This window comes from Micromonospora sp. DT48 (assembly GCF_049844495.1).
Lineage (GTDB): Bacteria > Actinomycetota > Actinomycetes > Mycobacteriales > Micromonosporaceae > Micromonospora.
This window is the reverse complement of sequence record NZ_JBNCLE010000029.1, coordinates 23080-43559: the sequence shown is the minus strand read 5'-3', so window position 1 is coordinate 43559 and position 20480 is coordinate 23080. Positions and strand designations below refer to the sequence as shown.

Sequence of the window (20480 nt, the reverse complement as noted above, 5' to 3'; positions counted from 1 at the left end):
GGACGCTCCCCCAACTCCGGCGGCGACTACGGCCTCCTGCCCTACCGCCCCGGAATCCTCACCCTCCAACGCTGACACGGCACTGATCCGGCTCGGGCACAGCCGGTGCGGGCGGGCTCGGTACACACCGAGCCCGCCCATCCCGCACCACCCACCACCATCACCACCAGGAGGTACCGACAGTGCGAGTCAACGCACATCACCCCCCGCCCTCGGGGGAGGCCCCCGCTGACCGGGTGCCCGCCAAAGTCCGCGGACGGCTGTTCAAGCTCGCCACGGCCGGGATCGCAGCCGCCGTCGGTCTGTTCACCATGACCGTGGCGACCAGTTCGGCGTCAGCCGCCGACAACCCGTACGAGCGGGGCCCGGACCCGACCCGGACCAGCGTCGCCACCGAGCGCGGCCCCTTCGCCAACACGTCGGTCAGTGTCCCGTCGGGGCACGGCTTCAACGGCGGCAGGATCTACTACCCGACCGACACCAGCCAGGGCACCTTCGGCGCCATCGCGATCTCGCCGGGTTACACCGCGCTGTTCTCCGTCGAGTTGGCCTGGATGGGGCCGTGGCTGGCGTCGCACGGCTTCGTCGTGATCGGCATCGAGACCAACAGCACCAACGACTTCGACACGGCCCGAGGCACCCAGTTGCTCGCCGCGTTGGACTACCTGACGCAGCAGAGCCCGGTTCGCGACCGGATCGACCCGAGCCGGTTGGCCGTTTCCGGTCACTCCATGGGCGGCGGTGGGGCGCTGAGCGCAGCCATGCGTCGCTCGTCGTTGAAGGCCGTCGTCGGCATCACGCCGTTCTCGCCGTCGTCGAACCTGGCCAGCAACCAGGTGCCCACGATGGTCATCTCCGGGCAGGCGGACACGGTGGTCACCCCGTCCTACGCCCTCGACCTGTACAACAGCCTTCCGGCCTCGACGGAGAGCGTCTACCTGGAGGTTGCCGGCGGGGATCACGGATTCATGGTCGGCCGGTCGAACCCGGTGTTGATCCGGACCATGCTGCCGTTCCTGAAGATGTTCGTCGACAACGACACCCGGTACAGCCAGTTCCTCTGCCCGCTGATGGACAACAGCGGCGTCGTCACCTACCGCAGCACCTGTCCGTTGCTGCCCACGCCGCCGACGACTCCGCCGCCGACCGGTGACCCGACCAGCCCGCCGCCGAGCACCGACCCGACCACGCCGCCGCCCTCCGGATCAACCGGCCAGATCGTCGGCACCCAGTCCAACCGGTGCATCGACGTACCCAACTCCTCCCGCAACAACGGCACCCGCGTCCAGCTCTACGACTGCCACGGGCAAGCCAACCAAACCTGGACCTACAACAGCACCACCAAACAACTCCGCGTCTACGGCGACATGTGCCTCGACGCCGCCGGCTCCGGCAACGGCGCCGCCGTCCAGATCTACAACTGCCACGGACAAACCAACCAACAGTGGAACCTCAACTCCAACGGCACCATCAGCGGCGTCCAATCCAACCGCTGCCTCGACGTCTGGAGCACCAACAACGGAGCCCAGATCCAGCTCTACGACTGCCACGGACAAACCAACCAACAGTTCCGCATCCGGTCCTGACCTGACCGACCCGACGCATCCTGGTCGGGTACGCGCAGGGCTGCACCTGACAGAGCGGATCGAAACGGGCGGGCTCGGCATCATGCCGGGCCCGCCCCTGCTTGTCCAGACCTCGTACGAACACCGGCGGGGCTGCCGGTCGCGGGCCGACCACGCAGCCCCGACCACCGCAGGACGGTGCTCCAGCGTCCCGCCTGCCGGACCCACGGTGTCGAAACATTAGGCGCTTCATTGACGGTCGTCAGAGATATGTCTAGTGTTTACATTAGTTAACATCGATGGAGGTGCCATGAAACGAACCAGGGCGGCGCTGGCTGGATTGGCCAGCTTCCTGCTCCTCACCGTGGGTCTTGTCGCCCTGTCATCACCGGCGTCCGCCGCGTCGCTGGTCGAGGTGACCAACTTCGGCAACAACCCGGGCGGCATGAGGATGCACATCTACGTGCCGGACAACCGTCCCGCCAACCCGGCCATCGTGGTCGCCATGCACGGCTGTGGTGGATCCGGGCCGGCCTTCTACTCGGGCAGCGAGTTCGCCTCGCTGTCGAATCAGTACGGGTTCATCGTGATCTACCCCAGCGCCATGCAGGAGGCCGGGTTCGGCAAGTGCTTCGACACCTGGTCGGAGGCGTCCAAGCGCCGTGGGGGTGGCAGCGACCCGGTCTCCATCGAGTCGATGGTCAACTACGCACGGACGCAGTACGGCGGTGACATCAACCGGGTCTACGCCACCGGCAGTTCCTCCGGCGGCATGATGACCCAGCACATGCTCGCGGTCTACCCCGACCTGTTCAAGGCCGGTGCGTCCTTCATGGGTGTGCCCTTCAACTGCTTCGCCAACGCGGCGGCCTACCCGCCCGGCGGCCCCTGCACCAACGGCACGATGAACCGGACCCCCCAGCAGTGGGGCGACGCGGTTCGGGGGGCGTACCCCGGTTACACCGGCCCGCGCCCGCCGATCCAGCTGTGGCACGGCACCAACGACACCCTCGTGCCCTACTCGCTGCTGGAGGAGTCGGTCAAGCAGTGGACCAACGTGCACGGGTTGAGCCAGAACCCGACGTCCACCGACACCCCGCAGCCCAGCTGGAACCGCCGCCGCTTCGGCACCCAGGTTGAGGCGTACGCCATCCAGGGCGCCGGGCACAGCCTGCCGTCCAGCGGCATGGCGCGGGTCGCCATCCAGTTCTTCGGCTTGGACCAGCCGACCACGCCGACGACTCCGCCGCCCACCTCGCCGCCGCCGAGCACCGACCCGACCACGCCGCCACCGAGCACCGACCCGACCACGCCGCCGCCCTCCGGATCAACCGGCCAGATCGTCGGCACCCAGTCCAACCGGTGCATCGACGTACCCAACTCCTCCCGCAACAACGGCACCCGCGTCCAGCTCTACGACTGCCACGGGCAAGCCAACCAAACCTGGACCTACAACAGCACCACCAAACAACTCCGCGTCTACGGCGACATGTGCCTCGACGCCGCCGGCTCCGGCAACGGCGCCGCCGTCCAGATCTACAACTGCCACGGACAAACCAACCAACAGTGGAACCTCAACTCCAACGGCACCATCAGCGGCGTCCAATCCAACCGCTGCCTCGACGTCTGGAGCACCAACAACGGAGCCCAGATCCAGCTCTACGACTGCCACGGACAAACCAACCAACAGTTCCGGATCCGGGCATGAGCTGACCGATCCAGCGGATTGAACCGAGCGGGCCCGGCGTCGCCGACGGGCCCGCTCGTCCGTGCGGCGCCGGCCGCTCTCAGCCGGCGCCGCGGGCATTCCTGGTTGTGCCGGCATCGGCGGCCCTGCGCTTGCTCGCGTTCGTGGGCCGTCTGCGGAGCACCGCCGCGACAGGAAAGAGCAGGGCGAAGCCGGCAAGCGACGTCACGATCACCATGACCAGCGCGCTGTTGCCGAAGCCCTGTGTCGCCATCACCGTCGCCGCCGAGATGTTGCGTTGCGCGGTGCCGAGCCCGAGCACTTCGCGGACATCGCGGTCCTTGCCGCCGAGCAGGTAGCCGATCACGAAGGCTCCGGCGATCATCAGCAGCGGTGGCCCGATCGCGCCCTCGACGAACAGTTCGATGATCGTCGGAATGTTGGCCAGCGTGGTGGCGACGACGAGCACCACCAGCGCGGCGGTGGAGAGGCGGCGGGTCAGTGCCGCCCACCGTCGGGCCCGCTCCGGCCAGCGACTGTTGATCAGAAGAGCGATGGCGAGCGGCAGAAGCATGGCCAGCACCAGCGGCGTGGCGAGTGCGACCACGGAGACCTCGGCCTCCGGCAGCACCCGGGGTACGACGATCGGCGCGTACAGCACGGTGACGGGCAGTAGCAGCACCAGCAAGGTTGCACTGAGTGCCACCTCGGCCCTGGCTGCCGCCGTCAGCTTGATCAGGAACGGTGCGCCGGCGGACAGTGCGACCAGGAGCAGTCCGGCCTCCAGCGGTCGGTCGATGGGCCAGAGCCGGAGGATGCCGACTGTGAACAGAGGAACCAGCACGAAGTTGGCCAGCAGGGCCCGCAGCAACGCCCGCACATCACGCAGCGGGGCGAGGATCTGCCTGGCCGAGTAGGCGAACCCGACGGAAAGCATCGAGGTCACGGCGAAGAACGGAACCGCGAGGTTCGCCACCGCGCTGAGAAGATCTGACAGCATCGTCACGTCACCCGCATCGTCAGTCCGGCTCGCTGGCGGCGGCCCTCGTCTTCGACGGCTGCGGCAAGCCCGGATGATCCGGTGGATAGGGCAACAACTCGGCGTCGATCCGCTCCCAGGTCGCGCGCATCTCGGCCAGCTTCTCGGGATGGTGACGGGCGATGTCCGCCTGCTCCCGACTCTCGACCGCCAGGTCGTACATCAGGTGGAAGGGGCCGTCGCGGCGCGGCCAGTTGCCCAGCACCGACCGCTCGCGCCGGTCGTACAGGTACTTGTAACGCCCGCTGCGCAACGCCCCCTGGCTGGAGGTACGCCAGAAGAGGTCGTGCTCGGGGAAGGCTGCGCCGTCGACGAGCCACGGCAACAGGCTCACCCCGTCGAGCGGGTAGCGGTCGTCCGGGCCGGTTCCACCGGCGTTGATCAGTGTCGCGGTCAGGTCGAGGGTGTCGACGGGTTCGTCGGTGGTCTGGCCGGCGGCCACGGCCGCCGGCCACCGCAGGATCAGCGGCACCCGGATGCCGCCTTCGGCCAGGTCACCCTTCTCACCCACGAGCGGCCAGTTCTTCGACCATCGCTCACCGCCGTTGTCGGAGGTGAAGACGACTATGGTGTTGTCCGCCCGGCCGGCGTCGGCCAGTGCGGCGAGCACCCTGCCGATGGCGGAGTCCATTTCTTCGACGATCTCGCCGTACTTCGCCAGGGAACCTCCGTCGGAATGGATCAACGGGGTGGGCACCGGCTGCTGGCTGAACCTGCGCCGGATCTCCTTGCCGATCTCATGGTCACCGCGCCCCTCCCAGGGCCAGTGTGGCGCGGTGTAGTTGAGCTGCACGTAGAACGGGCCGTCGTGGTCGGCGGCGACGAACTCGGCCGCACGGTCGGAGATCAGCGACGTGTAGTAGCCGACCTCCTCCACCGAGGTCTCACCCTCGTACAGGTCGGCCTCGCCGATGGTGTTGATGTGCTCGAAGTAGTCGATCGCACCGTCGAAGTTGCCGTAGAAGGTCTGGAAGCCGATCCGCAGTGGGCTGTACCAGGGCAGCCACCCGCAGTGCCACTTGCCGAACATGGCCGTCTGGTAACCGGCGGCCAGCAGCAACGACGACAGGGTCGGATGGTCGGCCGGGATTCCGTTCTCCTCCGTGTGCGAGGTCAGCGGTTCCTCCAGACCCGCCGGCAGTCGGGAGGGGTACCGCCCGGTGTAGAGCCCGATGCGGGTCGACGAACACCACGGCGAGCAGGCGTAACCGTGGCGGAACCGGATGCCCGCCTCGGCGAGTCGATCGAGATGGGGCGTACGGATAGTCGAAGAGCCGTAGCAACCCAGATCGGCCCAACCCAGGTCATCGGCCAGGATGAACAGGATGTTGGGCGGCTCGGCCGGGCGGCCACGACCCGACCCCCCGGCGACCGCTGCCCCTTCGGACGTCGCCATGCCCCTCGCATACCTGTTCGCCGAGGCATCAAACGTCGCATCCGGGAAGCGCTACTCACCGCGGCGGGGAACTACGCTGATCGTGCCGTCGCGTTCGAGATGGGCGAGCCGCACCCGGGACAGGTCGGCCTCGCTGCCGGACTCACGCAGGGCCTCGTCCAGATCCGCCCGGGAGATGTGGCTCTTTCGCATCCCGGGACGGAGCTGCCCGTCCTCGACGAGCAGGATCGGACTGCCCTTGACCAACGGCCCGAACCACCTGAGGTGGCAGGAGAGCGTTGCGATCAACCGGTGGAGCAGGATGAGCACGAAACCGGCCAGCCAGACCGAGAAGGGGTTCAGCGTGTTCGTGATGGCCCGGCTCATGATCGAGCCGAACATGACCGCGACGACGAGATCGAACGCGGTGGCCTTACCGAACAGCCGCTTGTGCCCGACGCGGACGATCACCACCGACACGATGAAGGTCAGCACCGCCCTCAGTGCCATGTGACCGGGACCGAGTTCGTCCGCACCGATGCCGAGCAGCGACTCCAGCAGGCTCATCATCCGACCAGTTCCATCACCGTTCTACGGATGAACGCGGGCGATAGCTAGCATACGCCCACATTCAGGACAAAAACGGGTGGAGTCGGAGATGTAGCGATCCGGCTAGTTGCCCACCGGTTCGGGCCGTCGGGTTCGCCCCTGCCTCTTCACGTGCTCGATGAGCGCGACGAGGACCTCCTTGGACGACTGCCGCTGCCGCGCGTCACAGAGCATGACCGGCACGTCCGGGTCGAGGTCCAGGGCCAGTCGCACCTCGTCGAGGCTGTAGCGGCGGGCATTCTCGAAGCAGTTGACAGCCACGATGAACGGCAGCCTCGCCCGCTCGAAGTAGTCGACGGATGGGAAGCAGTCGGCCAGCCGTCGGGTGTCCGCCAGGACCACGGCACCCAGGGCACCGATGGTGAGTTCGTCCCAGACGAACCAGAAGCGGTCCTGGCCCGGGGTGCCGAACAGGTAAAGGACGAGTTGCTCGCTGATGGTGATCCGGCCGAAGTCCATCGCCACGGTCGTCGTCGACTTCGCCTCCACACCGGAGATGTCGTCGACGCCCACTCCCTGCTCGGAGAGGACCTCCTCGGTCCGCAGCGGTTTGGTCTCGCTGACGGATCCCACGAGGGTGGTCTTGCCTACGCCGAAGCCACCCGCGATGAGGATTTTGATGGCGGTGGGGAGGGTCGCCTGACCCGTCCGCTCAGAGTTGACGTAGTCCATTGATGAGCGCCTCGAATACGCTGTCGTCGGGAAGGGTGGCGGCTTGGCGAGGTTCGTTGACCTGGACGAATCCCTGAGCGATCAGTCCGTCAAGCAGCACGCGGATGGTGCCGAGGGGCAGGCTGAGGTGTGCGGCCACTTCCGCGAGCGCAAGCGGACGCTGACAGAGGTGGATGATCTTCGCCTGCTCTGGTGCAATGCCCACCTCGGAGGGCGGGGCCGATCGGGTCGCCAGGACAATGGCGACCACGTTGAAGCTGTTGGCTGGCTTCGCCCGCCCGCCGGTAACGGCGTACGGCCGGACAACCGGCCCGGCTGCATCGTCTAACCAGACCGGTTCTTCGTCGGGCATCGTCATGGCGGCCCCTAGTTGTTGGTGTGCTGACTCGGCCGGGTCGGAGAGGCGAGGAACTTGCCGGCTCGGGCAACGACCATCGCCATCTCGTATGCGACAAGTCCGACGTCGGTGTCTTCAGCCGCGAGGACGGCCAGGCATGCGTTGCTGCCGGCCGCGGTGACGAACAGGAACGACGACTTCATCTCGATGATGGTCTGTTGAACGGGCCCACCACCGAACCGCTTACTGGCGCCCTTCGCGAGGCTCTGGATGCCCGAGGCCATCGCGGCGAGATGCTCCGCGTCGTCCCGGCTGAGCTGGGCGGAGGAGGCCATGAGCAGGCCGTCGGCGGAGAGCACGATGGCATGCTCGGCCTGTTTCACACGCCCGACCAGGTCGTCGAGCAGCCAGGCCAAATCGCCCGCGGAATTCTGCTGCACTTGCCCGTTCCTCTTTCTCACCGGTCAGTTTCGACCGCAACCGTTTCGTCGGCGGCGGCGTGGGGTTCCTGCTGGTCGTCGGCGTTGACGAGACGGGCGGCGTCATCGCGCCCACGGCGGGTGCCAGATTGATAAGAGGCCATCATCCTGCGGATGTCGTCCGGGGACCGGACCGCCTCGTCGTCGTCCGGTGCCGTCGTCTGGCCCGGCGACGTGTCGCGCAGTTGTCGTGCGATGTTGGCCTGGCGAACCCGCATGGGTAGCCCGTGCTCGGTGTGCTCGACGCGGGTGGTCGAAGGTGCCGGCCGCTGCGGCGCGCTGGGCACGCTCGTGTCCGGCCCCTCGACGACGGCGGCGGCGTCGGCGGCGGCACGCAGTGGACGCACCGCCGGCAGCTCCACCGTCTCGCCGTGCACGGGTGCGGGCTCGGCGAGGGCGACAGACGTCTGTCGTGTGGTGGAGGCGCGCTGGGCGTCACCGGCGGCAGCTGCCTCCTTGGCAGCGTCCGCTGCCGGCGCTGACGTGGCGACGATCGGATCGGCGGTCGTGACCAGATCCTTGGGGATGAGCACAACCGCGGTCGTTCCGCCGTACGGAGAAGGCTTCAGCCGCACCGCGATGTGGTGTTTGGCGGCCAGCCGACTGACGACGAACAACCCCAGCTTCTTGACGTCGGCGAGGTTGAACTCGACAGCGGTGGCGAGACCGGCGTTCGCGGCGTCCAGGTCGTCCTCGGCCATGCCGAGACCCCGGTCCTCGATCTCGATGGCGAAGCCGTTGGCGACGAGTTGCCCCCGCACCTCGACCGGGGTGCTCTTCGGCGAGAAGGTCAGGGCGTTCTCGATCAGTTCGGCGAGGAGGTGGATGATGTCACCGGCGGCCCGGCCGACGAGCGCGACCGACCCGAACGGCATGACCTTCACCCGGGTGTAGTCCTCCACCTCCTGCACGGCGGCACGCGCGACGTCGACCATCGGCACGTTCCGACGCCAGCCACGGCCGGGCGTCGCGCCGGAGAGAACGATCAGGTTCTCGGCGTTACGCCGCATCCGGGTGGCGAGGTGGTCGACGCGGAAGAGGTCTTCGAGCTCGTCGGCATCCTCCTGTCGGCGCTCCATCTCGTCGAGGAGGGTCACCTGGCGGTGGACGAGGGCCTGGGTGCGCCGGGCCAGGTTCAAGAACACATCGCGTACGTTTCGACGCAGTTCCGCCTGCTCGACCGCCGTGCGGACAGCCGTCTCCTGGACGGCGTTGAATGCCTGGCCGACCTGCCCGATCTCGTCGGAGCCGAAGTCGAGGGGTGGCGCCTCCGCCGCGACGTCCACCTTCTCACCGCGCTGGAGGCGCTCGACCACTGCCGGAAGTCGTTCGTCGGCGAGCTGATGGGCCGCGTCGCGCAGCCGCTGAAGTTGGGCGACGAGCGCACGCGCGGTGGTGATCGAGACGACGATCGACGCGATGACCGCGAGCAGACCCAGACCGGCGGCCAGGACCAACCGTACGATCACGCCGACCGCGACCGGGGCGGCGCGCTGCACCACGTTGTCACCGCTGTCGAGGACCATCTCCTGTAGATGGGTCAACGCGTTGTCGGCGACCTCGTCCCATTCCTCGACGGTGACGGGCGGGCGGGCCGACGTCCTGGCGTTGATGATCCGGTCCTCGAGCTGCCGCAGACTCCGGAACGCATCGCCGTTGACGACCTGGTTGAAGGCTCGCTGATCGGCGTCGTTGAGCTTGGTGCGCCCGGCGACGAAGCGCTGCGAGATGACCAGCTCGGTGAACCGGTACTGCTCACCAGCGGTGATCCGGCTGGTGGCCAGCGCTCCGGTGAGCAGCGCGTCCTCCTGCGAGATGATCTCGCGGAGACGGTACAGCTCGATCAGGTTCCGAGTGTCCTGCTGGATCTCGGTGTCATCGAGCGTGCCGACGACGTCGTAGATCGCGAACAGCGATTCGACGAGCGAGCTGTAGGTGGTGATGGTGCTCGCCCGGTCGATCGACCGACTGTCCACGGACTCGCGGACGTTCTTCAGGCGATCGAGTTCGGCAATGGTCTCGTCGACGCGTTGTTCGGCCTCACGATCCGCCGCCAGGCGGGCCAGCCGGCCGCGTGCGCTCGACATGAAGACTTTGGCGTTCTCGTCGACAGCCGCGCGGGCGTCATCGAGTGCGCCCTTCCGCTCGGCGGTGGGATCACCGAGGTAAGCCACGGTGCGACGTCGCTCGACCTGGAGATCCAACAACAGCGGCTCGCTCGGAGAGACGATCTGACTGTCCACCGCTTGCACACCAAGGAGGTTCACACCCTCTCGTAAGGTGACCCAGGCAGCGAATGCCCAAAGGGCAACGAGAGAGGCGAGAAGCGCGATGACCTTTGTGCGCAGATTGGCGCTGCGAGACCGCATTGAACCGTCCATGCCGAGCAGAAGAAACTTGTCGACAGGGGCATGCCGACCAAGCCGCCGGTGTAGGCAGACCGACGCACGCTAGCAGTTGTCTGACTATCGACTCAAGGTCGTAACTATGAGTTATATCCATAGTGGACAGTGGCTTTCGGGCAGTTCGATCGCGGAATGCGACCGGCAAACCTAAAGCTCGTTCAGAAGGGGAGGTCAACGGCTTCCCGGTGCCGCGTCGGGCTGGTGATCGACTCGCCTCAGCCGCCGGCCGACAGGCAGACCAGCTCGGCGTCGGTGGTCACGCGAACACACTCGGTTGCCGGGCCCGAGACCCCGTACCCGGCCGCACCCCTCCGATGGTCGCCGCCCGAGGGTGGGCCGATGTCACCGGACCCCCCAGAAGTCGGTGCCGTGATAGAAGCCGACCGTGAAATCGAGTACGCGCCGAAGGTAGGCCACCTGCCTCGGGCTGACCTTGGTCAACGGATCGAGCAGTTTCTGGCACTGGTCGGCCTGATCCACCGCCTGCTTGCGCACCTGCTCCTCGTCAAGGCCCAGCATCAGGATGTTCAGGTCGCCGCCCTTGACGTCCCGCTTGTAGCTGGCCAGGTCGTTGACCAGCCGCAGCACCTTCTCCACCGCGTAGCTGGCGGTGGCCAGCGCGGCCAGCTGCTCCTCCGTCTCCACCGCGTCGGTGGCGATCCAGTGCGAGATGTTGACCCAGGTAGCGCCGTATCCGGCGGCGTTGGCCAGGTACTCATCGGCGGACGGCAGAGCGGTTCCGCTCGCGCTGTTCGCTCTCCACTGCCACTCCCGCAGCTCCGCGTCGAGCATCCGGCGCAACTCGTCTCGCCACAGGTGCCCCAGGCGGGCGAACCCGGGCGTGGCCGTCAGGTCGTCGCGGATATCGGCCAGGAACTGCGTGAGTTGGTCATCGGCTGCGGGCGCGCCGCCCTCCGCCACGGCGAGACAGGCGGCGACGGTAGCCGTGGCCTCCTCCAGCGAAATGATCTCCGAGTCGATCCGCCAGTCCTCAGCGGTCACCCACAGCGATGTACGGTTCGCCGTTCGTAGCTCGGCGGCGGTGCACCATGGAGCGATGAACGCGGTGGACATCGCCAGCGCGCTCAGCATCGCCCCGTCGACGGGCGGGTCCGGAAACAGGGCCGGATAACTGGCGACCCGCTCCTGCAGGTCGCGATGACCGCGCGTGGCCACGGAACAGATGCGTCCCTGTTCGGCGGTGCGCTCGAACGTGGCGGCCAGGGGTTCCGTGGACATCAGAGGCTCCTACCGGCGACAGAGTGCTCGCGACGGGACAGGGTCAGTTCGACTCGCCGCCCTGGACGCAACGACGCGGCGACCCGTGGCGTGGGCACTGTGCGGTCGGTGAGGGTGACCCGGAACTTGCTGACCAGGGTCGCCACGATCAAGAGGGCCTCCACGTTGAACAGGTGCTCCCCGAGGCATCGATGCATGCCGAGGCCGAACGGGAAGTAGGCGCGGCGACGGTCCTTCTCCGCCTCGGCCCGGCCCGGGGCGAAGCGCTCCGGGTCGAAGGATTCGGCGGCCTCACCCCAGTAAGCCGTCATCCGCTGAGTGGCGTACGGAGAGATGATCACCGTCGCGCCCGGTCGTATCCGTACGCCCCCCAGCACGTCGGCGGCCACCGCCCGCCGGGGGACGATCCAGCCTGCGGGGTACAGCCGCAGTAGTTCGTTGAGCACCATCTGCGTGTAGGTGAGCTGGGGCAGCTGCTCTGCGCGTACCGGCCCCGCCCCGACCACCTCGTCGACTTCTGCGTACAGCCGGTCCGCGACGTCGGGGTGGTTGGCGAGGACCGGCCAGAGCCAGGTCAGCACGACATAGCTGGTCTCCGTGGTGACGGCCACCATCGACACCAGGTCGTCGCGCATCTGGCGTTCGGACAACGGTTGGCCGTCGCGCTGGGCGCGTGCCAGGGTCGACAGCACGTCGTCACCGTCGCCGGGCTCACGTACCGCGGCGCGCAGCACTGGGAGCAGGATGTCGTCGATGGCCTGCACGGAGCGATGGAAACGACGGTCGCCCGGCATCGGGACCCACCACGGCGCGAACGGGGCCAACAGGCGTGACGCCATGGCGGTGACGATGGCCTCCTGTGCCTCCATGATGCGCAACGCTTCGTCGACCGAGACCCGCGAGTCGAAGAACACCCGCATGATGGCGGCGCAGACAAGGCGTGCCAGCTCGCTGCCGATGTCGACGACGCTGCCCGCTGCGGCCGCCTCCTCCAGCCGGCCGGTCGCCTCGTCGATGGCTTGCGCCATCGGGTCCACCAGTGCGTCAAGGCGGCCCCGCCGGAACAGCGGGGCGAGCGTCCGGCGGGACGCCAACCAGGTGTCGCCCTCGGCGAGGATCCCGTCGCCGACCAGTTTGCGGACAGATCGCCACAGTGCGGTGTCATCGCCCCGGGGGTAGTTCGCGGCCCGCTCCTGGAGCACCTGGTGCACATGCTCCGGATCGGTCACCAGGTAGGGGCGGGAGACTCCGAGCCCCAGGCGCACCACCGCGCCGCCGGCGGCGTTACCGGCGTCCACCAGGGACTGGTGTGCGTTTCGGAGGAAGCTCGGCAGGGCTTGCCAAGCCGGCACCGTCACGGGTTTGCTGACTGTCCCTACCTTCGGCGTCACCGTTGGCCTCCTCCCAAAGCCTCGCCCTGAAAGTTGCCGAGAGCACAACTTCCAGGGCTTAGTCAGGGCTCAGTGTGCAATTCGTGAAGGCGATCTCGCAATGGGTGACCACCTTCGTCACTCAACCTTGCGGCGACAGCCACACCTGTGTCAGTCCGGGACGGATCCTCCCGTTTGGACGCATCGGTGCCTGGCACCACGTGAGTCGGTCAACCCTTGGGCGTGACGTCGACGGCTTCGGCTACCACCTGTCCCACGAAGGGTTCACGCAGCGCCGCCGAGATCATCCCGAGCCGTCGCGCATCGGCGTCCACGTCCATGCGCTCGATCATCGGTGGCCGTTGTTCCAGCGAGGGATCCTGCTCGTGGCTGACGAGTTGCCCCTGCCGCTGGCGATGTACCGCGGCGAGGATGGCCGCCGCCTCGCCGGCCGCCGTCGCTCGTTCCTTCTCCCAGCCCGCCTCGATCGCGCGGCGCCGGGCCGCCGCCTGCACGCTCGGATCGAGTTTGCCGATGGCCTGCAATCCGTCACCGATCTCGACGCATCGTCGGTAGAGCCGCTGTCCCAGACCCCACGTCGCACCACGGGCGCGTTCAGGTCGACGAGGCGGATGCAGCGCGATGGTCGGGGATGCCTGATACAGCAGGAACCACAGGGCGTGCAGCTGGCGGTACGCCTCACTCCGACGGGGCCAGGCGCGCAGGCTGTCGACGGCCTTCCACACCGTGGCCAGCACGAAGCTCGAACAGGTCAACGACACCGACAGGGCGACCAGGGTCTGCGAGGCGGCGGGTTCCGGCCATGGTGCCCGTACGCCGGACAACGCGAGAGCGATGAAGAACGCCTTGTGCCCGACGTAGGCACCGCCGAACCCGGCTCCGCCGCTGAGCAGGCGCATCACCACCTTCAGCCGGGTGCCGGCATATCTGGCATAGCCGAGGGACATGCGCAGGATGTCGGCCACCGACACGGCGAGGTACAGCAGGAAGGCCAGCATGTAGACGCCGACCTCGGGTAGGTCCCCGTACCGCTCGGCGAAGTGCAGCGGCTCGGAGGCCGGGAAGTCCGCCGCCCAGAACATCGTGGCCATCACCGCGAACACGACGACCAGCAGGGCCAGCCGCCGACGGATCTGCCGCCGCGCCCGCTCTGGGTCGCCGAGGTGCAGAAAGAGGAACTGGATGGCGGTCGCCGTCAGCAGTGCCGAGCCGTGCTCGGCGAGCTTCGCCAGATTCGGTACGCCGGTGACCTGGTCGATGAAGCTGTAGACCGGTGCCCAGCCGAGCGTGACGGCGAGACCGCAGCCCAGACAGATGCCCACACTCGCCCAGATCTTCTGGTCCCTCGGGTCGCGGACCAGCGCACCCAGCTTGACGACGAGAGCCACCGCGGCCACGAGCGCGGCGACGACATGGCCGATGGCCACCAGCACCTGCTGCTCCTGTCTAGTCGGTCAGCGTCGCCGCGATGCGGTACATCACTGCGGCGGTGTGCTCGTGCAGGTTCTCGAAGGCCCCGACCTGGCCCACCTTGTCAAGCCGCGCCCCCAGATAGGTGGCCAACAGTTCGGCGTCCATCTCCTGCTGCTGATCGAAGGACGATGCCGACCGGGCGAGGATGCTCACCGCCCGATCGGCGTCCTCGCGCTCGGCCGGTTGCGCCGGACCGTCGACGACCGCCGCGCCGGTGTGCTTCAGCGCGATGTGCATCAGCTCGTGCAACGTCGTCTGGACCTGTAGCACCGGCGACGAGTCGCGGTTGTAGAGCACGTAGTCCGTCTCGGCCGTCGCCACCCACAGTCCGCACGGTCCGGCTGGCTCGTCGACGGTCATCGCGACGAACCGGATGGGGCGGCCACGTTGCTGTTCGATCGCGGATGCCAACGCCGGAACGGTCAACGGCACCGGCAGGGCGATATCAAGCCGACGCAGCAACCTTCGAGCGCGGCGCTTCTGGTGCCACATCGCGTCATCACCCTTCTGCGGGCAGTGCCCGAGACGCCTCCCGCTCGTGCGTCACTCCGACCACAAGGGTCAGGGTCCGGCCGTCAGCGCTCGTATCAGCCACGATAGTGGCGCTCGCAGACAGGCAGCATAGTCAAGCCGGGGCACCCACAGGAGTCGGCGAGGACTGCTCGCGGCGGGGGCGGGCGGCAGGTGCCGGAGGCAGCCTCGGCTGGCACACGGGTGACCTGCGGCAGGAGGTGTCACCGGCAAAAAACCGGCAGTTCCCCGCTACCGGCGTCGCTACATCGGGATCGTAAGCGGTTGATGCAGAATTCGAGGGGTGCTCGACGTCCAGGAATCCCCCAGCCGCCGCGTGTCCCCACGACTCGCTCGGGTCGTCACCGAGGTTTTCGCGCCGGCGCTCCTGGCCGCAGTCATGCCGGTCGTCGTCGCGCTGCACACCACCGCGCCGGCCGTCGGGCCGGGTCTCGGCTGGGCGCTGGTCGGTGCGCTGTTCTGCTCGGTGATCCCCAACAGCCTCATCTGGTGGGGGGTCCGCCGGGGGCGACTCAGCGACCATCACATCCGGGTACGCGAGCAGCGGCGCACACCCCTGGTGTACGGGCTCGTCTCCGTACTGGTCGGTCTGGCTCTGCTGATCGGCTTCCGGGCGCCCCGGCCGGTCATCGCGATGGTCGTCGTGATGTTCGGCCTGGGCCTCGCCGTGACCTTGGTGAACCTGGTGTGGAAACTGAGCATTCACGCGGCGGTCGCCGCCGGATCGGGCGCCGTCCTGGTCATCGTCTTCGGAGCGAAGCTGCTCCTCGCCGCTCCCGCAGTCGTCCTCGTGGGTTGGTCGCGCGTCGTGCTTCGCGACCACACCGTCGGTCAGGTGATCGCCGGCACCGTGGCCGGTCTCGTCGTGGCGGTGCCGATCTTCCTGCTGCTTCGGTAGCTACTGCGTCGGCCGGTCTCGCCGCGCCGACTTGTTACGCGCCTCCAGCGCGGCGACCTGCTCGACGATCCTGCGCAGACTGGCGCGCGGAACTCCCGGCGGCAGCCGGCGGGCCAGCACCGTGATGGTCTCCAGGTCGGGATCAACCTCGATCTCGCCGGAGTCGGCGTCGGCCACGGCGTCGAAGAAGTAGTTCGGCTGCACCCGGAAGAAGTTCGCCAGTTGCTGGATCGCCGACCGTGAGGGGTTGTCTCTCGCGCCGCTGAGCAGATAGTTCACGTAGCTGGTCGACAGTCCCGTCCCCTTGGCGACCTCGTCCGGCGAGTAGGGCTCGTCGGTGCCAGGCTTGACGTGGGTATCCAGCAGATGCCTGAGTCTCGCCGCGAAGGACGGTTTTCCCACGTCCTCGCCACCGTCCCCCATGACCGCCCTCCCATCCCAGAGCGCCACAATCGTGGTGAACCCGGATACCTGCTCCACAATAGTTGCAGGAGCAGATCGACCGTGCTTCACTAGCGGAGCCCGACCACTTCAGTGGCCGCGACGCCACACTGGACAACCATAGTGACGGCATGGCCGCGCCCGTCCTCCCGCAGGGGCCGAGACGATATTACGGTCGGGTAACAATCGCCAGGCGTGGCGGGGTCGCAGATCGGGGGATGTGCGAATCGCGTTGGATACGCGTCCCGACCCGGGATGCCACCGGCGACGAAAGACGACCGGGCCGACACCGCCGCACATTGCACCTGCGCCGACCCACGATCTGGCATTCGGTGGCCCCGGGCCCCATCGCCCGGGGCCACAACGCCGATCAATGTCTGTGACGTACGCGCTCGACCCTCACGACCGTCGAGGCACCTCCGCGTACCCCGTGGTCGATAACGCGCCGGGGTCGCGGCCACGCCCGTGGTGTGGTGTGGTAACCGGACGCGGCCGACTCCTTCCCCCGTAGGAGTCGGCCGCTACTGCGATCCGGGTCGCACCCCCCTCATCCTCCGGCCGCCGGTGCCGCTCGGCACAACCCGCGCCCTGGTGCGACAGCCCTCCGTTGCGGAACGAACGCCCCAGGTGCCGGCGACCCTTCACCAAATCATCTTAACGGTTAAGATAATTCCATGCCTATATCGACCGACTTCTCAGTGGCGATCGCCGGTGCTGGCCTCTCCGGCCTCTGCCTCGCCCAGTACCTGACGCGCGCCGGCGTCGACGTGCACGTCTACGAACGGGACCCGGGGCCCTTCGTCAGACGACAGGGCTACCGGATCATCCTCGACCAACACGGGCTTGAGGCGCTGCGGGAGAGCCTGCCCCGCCCGTTGTACCGCCTGGCGCTGACCACCGGCGACCAGCCCGGCGGGCACATGCGCTTCACCGACAGCCGCCTGCGGGACGCATTCACCATCACCTTCAAGGACGAACCGCACGCGACCCGGCAGCTCGACCGGCTGACCCTGCGGTCGATCCTGCAATCCGGACTGGACGGACGCATCCACTACGGCAAGGCCGCCGTCGCGGTGGACAGCGACGGCCAGGCAGGACCGCGACTACGGTTCTCCGACGGCACAGCCGCCACGGCATCCGTCGTCGTGGGCGCGGACGGCGTCGGCTCGGCGATACGCGCGCAGCTCATGCCGGACGCGGAGCCGTCGAGCACCCCTATGGTCGGCATCTACGGCCGGTCACCGCTTCGACACAACGGCGCGAGCGTCATCCCGGACGCCCTGCGTACCAGCGGGGTCCTGGCCATCGCCGACCAGCCCGGACGCGCCTTCTTCTTCACCTCGATGCACTTCGGCGAGAGCCCACGGACGGCGTTCGCCCGGCTGGCCCCGGGCAGCTACGCGCCCACCGGCGACGACTACGTCATGTGGGCGATGCTGCTCCGGCAGGAGGAGGTGCCCACCGGCATCCGCAGGAACCTACTGGCGTTGTGGCAGCTGGTCGACCGGATGAGCGCCGACTTCCACCCGCTCGTCCGGCGGCTGGTCGACACGGCCGAGCCGGACGCCACGGTGCTCAACCTCTTCGCCACCGGCCGACGCCCGCACCGGTGGGCGATGCCCCGGGCGACGATGATGGGCGACGCGGTACACGCGATGCCGCCGTTCGGCGCGCACGGCGGCAACACCGCACTCCGCGACGCCGCCCTGCTGGGCCGCAAACTTGTCGAGGCCCGGACGAACGGCACGCCGGTGGAGGAGGCGATCGACGGCTACCAGGACGAGATGGTCCGCTACGCCTTCCGCGCCGTCGGCACCGCCAGCCGATTGATGCGCCGGCTCACCGGCAGCGCCGCCGCACCACACTGGGTCCTGACCCGGGTGTTACCTCGGCTGCACCGGGTGACCGTACCGGAGGCATGATTGCCGGCATGTCCCACCAGCCGGCTCGTGCGTCCGCGATCGCCGACCTCATGCGTGCCGGGCGGGAGACGTCCCGCCTGGCCACGGTGTTCCGGTACGCCATCGCGGAGCGGCTGGGCCTCACCGTGAGCGACCTGGAGTGCCTGGACTACCTGGCGGACGTCGAATCCGCCACCGCAGGTCAGGTCGCCGAGCGGACCAACCTCACCACCGGGGCCGTGACCAGCATGCTCCGCCGGCTCCAGCAGGCCGGCTACGTCACCGCCGAACGCGATCCCGCAGACCGACGGCGGGTCATCGTCACCCTGCGTCCGGAGCGGATCGCCGAGTTGGAGCGACCGTACGAACGGTTCGCCGCCCGCGTGGAACAGCTCGTCGAGGGCTACCGCGTCGAGGAGATCAAGCTGCTGGTCCAGCACTACGACCGTATGCAGGCGATGTACCTCGCCGAACTGGACCACCTCCGCAGCGGCGACAGCGCGCAGCGATCCGCCTGACGGTCGTTCGGAGAGCGGCTGCGGTTCCGGACCATCATGGCCGGATCCGTGGGACGGCCGTCGTTGCCGTGATCGATATCTGCTTCGAATACTCGACGCATGAGAGCTTCGCCCTCGCCCGCTGACGGCTCTCGGCACGTGGTCATCGTGGCGGCGGACGACGCCGTACTGCTCGACGTCGCCGGACCGTTGCAGGTGTTCGCGCTCGCCGCGAAGTTCGGCGGCGACTACCGGGTCCGCCTGGCGTCGCCCGACGGTCAGCCGATCCACACCCGCGAGGGTGTCCACCTCGGCGTCGACACCGCCCTGGACGCGGTGACCGATCCGGTGCACCTCCTGGTGGTCGCCGGCTGCGACCCGGCTCCGACCAGCACCACGTTGGTGTCGCTGGCGCAGGCGGTGCGTCGAGTCCGCGACAGGTGCACCGTCGTCGCCTCGGTGTGCATCGGCGCGTTCGTACTCGCCGAGGCCGGCCTGCTCGACGGCCGACGGGCGACCACCCACTGGGCCCGGTGCCGCGAACTGGCCGACCGGTACCCACAGGTCACCGTCGAGACCGACGGCATGTACGTGCAGGACGGCGACGTCTACACCGCCGCCGGGGTAACCGCCGGCATCGACCTCGCGCTGGCCCTGCTCGAACGTGACCACGGCGGCGCACTCGCCCGGCAGGTCGCCCAGTGGCTGGTGGTCTTCCTACAGCGACCGGCCGGACAGTCACAACTGTCGGTCCGTGGCCGTACCCGACCGTCACGCCAGCCGGCGCTGCGGGCGGTGCTCGACGCGGTCGTCGAACAGCCACACGCCGACCACTCGCTGGAGGCGATGGCCGCCCGCGCGGCGATAAGCCCTCGCCACCTGTCCCGCCTCTTCATCGAGGTACTGGGCACCACGCCCGGCCAGTACGTCCAACAGATCCGGGTCGAGGCCGCCCAACAGCTCCTCGAAGCCGGTGACGACACCGTCGAGGTGGTGGCCAAGCAGTGCGGATTCCGCAGCGCCGAGACCATGCGGCAGGCCTTCCACCGGGTCCTCGGAATGGCCCCGACGACCTACCGCCAACGATTCCAGAAAGGCGCACCCCATGCCTGACCACCCGAACCGTCGCCAACTGTTGACCATGGGCGCAGCGCTGGCCGCTGCCGGGCTCACCATCGGCAGCGCCGCCCCGGCCGCCGCCCGCACGCGGTCGGCGGGCGACGAGGAACCGCTCGACATCGCGTTCCTGGTCTTCGACGGGCTCGTCCCACTCGACCTGATCGGCCCGCTGAGCGTCCTCGGCTCCACCGGACGCGCGGGCGGACCACCGGCCCGGCTGCACTTCGTCGGCCCGGACCTGGCACCGATCCCCGGCGGTGCGGGCTTACAGTGGGCGCCGACCGCCACCTACGACACCCTCCCCCGCCCCGACGTGCTCGTCGTGCCCGGGCCGGGCCAACCCAGCATCCTCATGCAGGATCCCGCCACCCTGAACTACATCCGCACCGCGCACCGGCACACCCGCATCACGTTCGGAGTCTGCACCGGCGTGCTGTTGATGGCCGCCGCCGGCATCCTGCGGGGCCGCGCGGCGACCACCTACTGGGCGTTCGCCGACGAGCTGCCGCTGTCCGGCGCACGCTTCAAGCGGCGACGCTGGGTCGTCGACGGCCGGATCGTTACCAGCGCCGGCGTCAGCGCCGGGATAGACGCCGCGCTCGTGGTCGCGGCAAGCCTGTGGGGCGAACGGGCCGCCGGCCGGGGCCAGGCATTCCTGGAGTACGACCCGCAGCCGCCGTTCGACTACGGCCGCGTCGAGAACCTGCCGGACGCCGACGAGGAGCACCTCTGGAACCTCTTCCAGGCGGAACGCGACCGAGTCCGCGACGTGCTCAGCTGAGTACCCGTAGTCAGCCCTAAATTCTGTCGCCGTGCCGCCGC

The 20480-nt window shown here is 68.3% G+C and carries 19 protein-coding genes; 7 read left to right on the top strand and 12 right to left on the bottom strand.

What is annotated here, in order from left to right:
- Positions 1–236 precede the first annotated feature (236 nt).
- A complete protein-coding gene (locus tag ACLQ2S_RS25325) occupies positions 237–1586 on the top strand; it encodes a ricin-type beta-trefoil lectin domain protein (RefSeq protein WP_309223891.1) in 1350 nt (449 codons plus the stop codon).
- Positions 1587–1875: 289 nt separating this feature from the next.
- On the top strand, positions 1876–3273 hold the full coding sequence (locus ACLQ2S_RS25320; RefSeq protein WP_155222011.1) for an extracellular catalytic domain type 1 short-chain-length polyhydroxyalkanoate depolymerase: 1398 nt from the start codon (positions 1876–1878) through the stop codon (positions 3271–3273).
- 79 nt (positions 3274–3352) lie between these two features.
- Here ACLQ2S_RS25320 and ACLQ2S_RS25315 read toward each other — a convergent pair whose 3' ends face one another.
- The 11 genes from ACLQ2S_RS25315 to ACLQ2S_RS25265 form a co-directional block, all read right to left on the bottom strand.
- Positions 3353–4252, bottom strand: coding sequence for a bile acid:sodium symporter family protein (locus tag ACLQ2S_RS25315; protein WP_155222012.1), 900 nt, complete (start codon positions 4250–4252; stop codon positions 3353–3355).
- A 19-nt stretch (positions 4253–4271) separates the two neighbouring features.
- Positions 4272–5687 (bottom strand): sulfatase family protein, encoded by a 1416-nt coding sequence (locus tag ACLQ2S_RS25310; RefSeq protein WP_155222013.1) that lies wholly within the window; start codon positions 5685–5687, stop codon positions 4272–4274.
- A gap of 51 nt (positions 5688–5738) precedes the next feature.
- Positions 5739–6236 carry a DUF421 domain-containing protein gene (locus ACLQ2S_RS25305; protein ID WP_155222014.1) on the bottom strand — a complete coding sequence of 166 codons (498 nt, stop codon included), beginning with the start codon at positions 6234–6236 and terminating at the stop codon, positions 5739–5741.
- Positions 6237–6338: 102 nt separating this feature from the next.
- Entirely contained in the window at positions 6339–6947 is a 609-nt protein-coding gene (locus ACLQ2S_RS25300) for a GTP-binding protein (RefSeq protein WP_155222015.1), read from the bottom strand.
- Entirely contained in the window at positions 6928–7305 is a 378-nt protein-coding gene (locus tag ACLQ2S_RS25295) for a DUF742 domain-containing protein (RefSeq protein ID WP_155222016.1), read from the bottom strand. Before ACLQ2S_RS25295 ends, ACLQ2S_RS25300 begins: the two co-directional genes overlap by 20 nt.
- Positions 7306–7313: 8 nt before the next feature.
- Positions 7314–7724: a roadblock/LC7 domain-containing protein gene (locus ACLQ2S_RS25290; protein WP_309223892.1), complete on the bottom strand. Its 411-nt coding sequence runs from the start codon at positions 7722–7724 to the stop codon at positions 7314–7316.
- Positions 7725–7741: 17 nt separating this feature from the next.
- Positions 7742–10132 (bottom strand): sensor histidine kinase, encoded by a 2391-nt coding sequence (locus tag ACLQ2S_RS25285; RefSeq protein ID WP_155222017.1) that lies wholly within the window; start codon positions 10130–10132, stop codon positions 7742–7744.
- Positions 10133–10510: 378 nt separating this feature from the next.
- Positions 10511–11407, bottom strand: a complete 897-nt coding sequence (locus tag ACLQ2S_RS25280) for a terpene synthase family protein (RefSeq protein WP_425703368.1) — start codon at positions 11405–11407, stop codon at positions 10511–10513.
- Positions 11407–12759, bottom strand: coding sequence for a cytochrome P450 (locus tag ACLQ2S_RS25275; protein WP_425703373.1), 1353 nt, complete (start codon positions 12757–12759; stop codon positions 11407–11409). Before ACLQ2S_RS25275 ends, ACLQ2S_RS25280 begins: the two co-directional genes overlap by 1 nt.
- A 248-nt stretch (positions 12760–13007) precedes the next feature.
- Positions 13008–14231 (bottom strand): MAB_1171c family putative transporter, encoded by a 1224-nt coding sequence (locus ACLQ2S_RS25270; protein WP_155222020.1) that lies wholly within the window; start codon positions 14229–14231, stop codon positions 13008–13010.
- A gap of 13 nt (positions 14232–14244) precedes the next feature.
- Complete coding sequence (locus tag ACLQ2S_RS25265; RefSeq protein WP_155222021.1) at positions 14245–14763, bottom strand: ImmA/IrrE family metallo-endopeptidase; 519 nt, start codon at positions 14761–14763, stop codon at positions 14245–14247.
- Between the two features lie 322 nt (positions 14764–15085).
- Here ACLQ2S_RS25265 and ACLQ2S_RS25260 point away from each other — a divergent pair, with 322 nt between their 5' ends.
- A complete protein-coding gene (locus ACLQ2S_RS25260) occupies positions 15086–15700 on the top strand; it encodes a phosphoesterase PA-phosphatase (protein WP_309223893.1) in 615 nt (204 codons plus the stop codon).
- On the opposite strand, the gene ACLQ2S_RS25255 is transcribed toward ACLQ2S_RS25260, so the two are convergent.
- On the bottom strand, positions 15701–16123 hold the full coding sequence (locus tag ACLQ2S_RS25255) for a helix-turn-helix domain-containing protein (RefSeq protein WP_155222022.1): 423 nt from the start codon (positions 16121–16123) through the stop codon (positions 15701–15703).
- A gap of 692 nt (positions 16124–16815) precedes the next feature.
- On the opposite strand from ACLQ2S_RS25255, the gene ACLQ2S_RS25250 reads away from it, so the two are divergent.
- The 4 genes from ACLQ2S_RS25250 (at position 16816) to ACLQ2S_RS25235 (ending at position 20439) form a co-directional block, all read left to right on the top strand.
- The gene (locus ACLQ2S_RS25250; protein ID WP_155222023.1) at positions 16816–18063 is read left to right on the top strand and encodes an FAD-dependent oxidoreductase; all 1248 of its coding nucleotides are present in this window, start codon (positions 16816–16818) and stop codon (positions 18061–18063) included.
- 8 nt (positions 18064–18071) lie between these two features.
- Positions 18072–18560 (top strand): MarR family winged helix-turn-helix transcriptional regulator, encoded by a 489-nt coding sequence (locus tag ACLQ2S_RS25245; RefSeq protein ID WP_230462952.1) that lies wholly within the window; start codon positions 18072–18074, stop codon positions 18558–18560.
- Positions 18561–18659: 99 nt separating this feature from the next.
- Complete coding sequence (locus ACLQ2S_RS25240) at positions 18660–19652, top strand: GlxA family transcriptional regulator (protein ID WP_155222025.1); 993 nt, start codon at positions 18660–18662, stop codon at positions 19650–19652.
- Positions 19645–20439, top strand: coding sequence for a DJ-1/PfpI family protein (locus tag ACLQ2S_RS25235; RefSeq protein WP_425703363.1), 795 nt, complete (start codon positions 19645–19647; stop codon positions 20437–20439). The genes ACLQ2S_RS25240 and ACLQ2S_RS25235 overlap by 8 nt, the downstream gene beginning before the upstream one ends.
- Positions 20440–20480: the final 41 nt, after the last annotated feature.